The 2,542-nt window shown below is 70.0% G+C and carries 1 protein-coding gene; it reads left to right on the top strand.

What is annotated here, in order from left to right:
* Window positions 1–73: 73 nt before the first annotated feature.
* Window positions 74–2,215 (top strand): discoidin domain-containing protein, encoded by a 2,142-nt coding sequence (locus tag JAO81_RS37515; protein WP_307814109.1) that lies wholly within the window; start codon window positions 74–76, stop codon window positions 2,213–2,215.
* Window positions 2,216–2,542: the final 327 nt, after the last annotated feature.

Below are 2,542 nucleotides of genomic sequence, written 5' to 3'. Positions count from 1 at the left end.
TTGTGGCAACACCTCAACACCTTGTGGCAACAGATGACTCGACGCCCCCGTCGCCTTCTCCCCCCTTGCCGCGGTGGTCTCCGCACTCGTCTACCTGCCCCGCACCACCAGCGCCAACGGCCGCATCGGCCAGTACGCCGTGCATCTGAGCAACGACGGGACGACGTGGGGAGCCGCAGTGACCACCGGCACCCTGGCCGACGACGCCACCACCAAGACGCTGAGCTTCGCTCCTCGAGGCGCTCGCTTCGTCCGGCTGACCGCCCTCACCGAAGCCGGCAACCGTGGGCCCTGGTCATCGGCCGCCGAGATCAACCTCCTCGGCGACCCGGGCACCGCGGCCTCCGTCGTGGACCTGTCGCGAGAGGGCTGGACCGCGACGGCCAGCGACCAGGAAACAGCTTCCGCCGACAACCGTGCCACGCTCGCCCTGGACGGCGATCCCGACACTCTCTGGCACAGCAAGTGGTCGGGCACGCCGGCGCCGCTGCCGCATCACATCACCATCGACATGAAGAGCAACCAGGCCGTCTCCGCGCTTGGTTACCAGCCGCGCCGCGCCGGGGTGAACGGTCGTATCGGCGCCTATTCCGTCTCCACAAGCACCGACGGCACCACCTTCGGCGCACCGGTCGCCAGCGGCGTATGGAAGGACGACGACACCGTCAAGGGCGCCACCTTCACCCGTACCGTCACGGCCCGCTACGTCCGGCTGACGGCGACCACGGAAGCAGGCGGCCGGGGACCCTGGTCATCGGCCGCCGAGCTGCGGCTGAGCGGACCGGCACAGCCCGCCGCCCACGGCGTCTGGAGCTCGCTCACCGGATTCCCGCTGGTGCCGGTGGCCGGCGCCGTTCTGCCCAACAACAAGATGCTGGTCTGGTCCGCCTACGGCATCGACCGGTTCGGCGGCAGCAACGGCTATACGCAGACCGCCATCTGGGACCTCACGACGGGCGCCGTCTCGCAGCGCCGGATCGAGAACACCCGGCACGACATGTTCTGTCCGGGCACCGCCGTCCTGCGAGACGGACGGATCCTGGTGACCGGCGGCAGCAACGCGGAGCGCGCCAGCATCTACGATCCGGCCACCGACACGTGGACGTCGACGACGGACATGAACACCCCGCGCGGCTACCAAGCCATGACCACTCTGTCCACCGGTGATGCCTTTGTTCTGGGTGGTTCCTGGAGCGGTGGCGAAGGCAACAAGGGCGGTGAGGTCTGGTCCGCCACGAACGGCACGTGGCGCACCCTGTCCGGCGTACCGGCCACCACCACCATGACCGCCGACCCTCGCGGCCCCTATCGCGCCGACAACCACCAGTGGCTGCACGCCACTTCCGGCGGCCGCGTACTGCATCTCGGACCGAGCAAGCAGATGAACTGGATCTCCACTACGGGCAACGGCACCATCTCCGCCGCCGGCAACCGCGCCGACAGCGCCGATGCCATGAACGGCAACGCCGTGGCGTACGACATCGGCAAACTCCTCACTCTGGGCGGCGCGCCCTCGTACGAGAACACCCAGGCCACACGGCGCGCCTACACCGTGAACCTCAACGGGGGCGGCCAGCCGGCCGCGGCGCGCACCGGCGACATGGCCTTCGCGCGGGCTTTCGCGAACAGCGTTGTCATGCCCGACGGCAAGGTGGCCGTCTTCGGCGGGCAGGCGTACCCGGTGCCCTTCAGCGACGCGACGTCGGCGATGGCCCCGGAGATCTGGGATCCGGCCACGGGTACGTTCACGCGTATGGCGTCGATGGCTGTGCCGCGCAACTACCACAGCGTGGCCAACCTGCTGCCCGACGGACGGATCTTCTCCGGGGGCGGCGGCCTGTGCGGCGACTGTGCCACCAATCACGCCGACGGTGCCGTGTTCACCCCGCCCTATCTCCTCAACGCCGACGGCACCGAAAAGGCCCGCCCCGTCCTCACCGGCGGTGTCCCGGCACAGACCACGAACGGGGCGAAGCTGGCCGTCACCGCGGACTCCGCCGTTGCGTCCTTCGTTCTGGTACGGGCCGGGGCAGCGACCCACTCCACCGACAACGACCAACGGCGCGTTCCCCTGACGTCCCGTCAAACCGGTACGTCAGCCTATGAGGTGGACATTCCGGCGGATCCCGGCGTGGCCCTCCCCGGCACGTACATGCTGTTCGCCATGAACGCCCAGGGAGTGCCCAGCCGGGCCAAACTGCTCACGATCCGCTGACGCTCGGGAGCCAGATCTACGACGACCCACTTCTTTCCCGAGGGGGACGCTCCTGCACGGGCCGTCCCCGACGCGGGAATGACCATGGGACGACGGTGGCTGCTCACGGGATGCTCCTCGGGCCTGGGCCTGGGCCGGGGCGCCCACCGCGGCGGCCGCCCCGGTCGGCGACGACGCCTTCGGATACCGAGACGCCGCGGCCGAGATGGCCCTCGAGGAGCTGGAGGCTGCACGCACTCTTGGCTGAAGGGGAGGATGGGGGCGGGCCACTGGAGTGGGCCCGGCCCCCCCTCCCGCCCCCTCCCCCCCCAACCGCCCCCCGGATCC

Source organism: Streptomyces sp. N35 (assembly GCF_016464295.1).
Lineage (GTDB): Bacteria > Actinomycetota > Actinomycetes > Streptomycetales > Streptomycetaceae > Streptomyces.
Note: the sequence above shows the minus strand (reverse complement) of the source record. Positions and strands in the feature narration are given on the sequence as shown.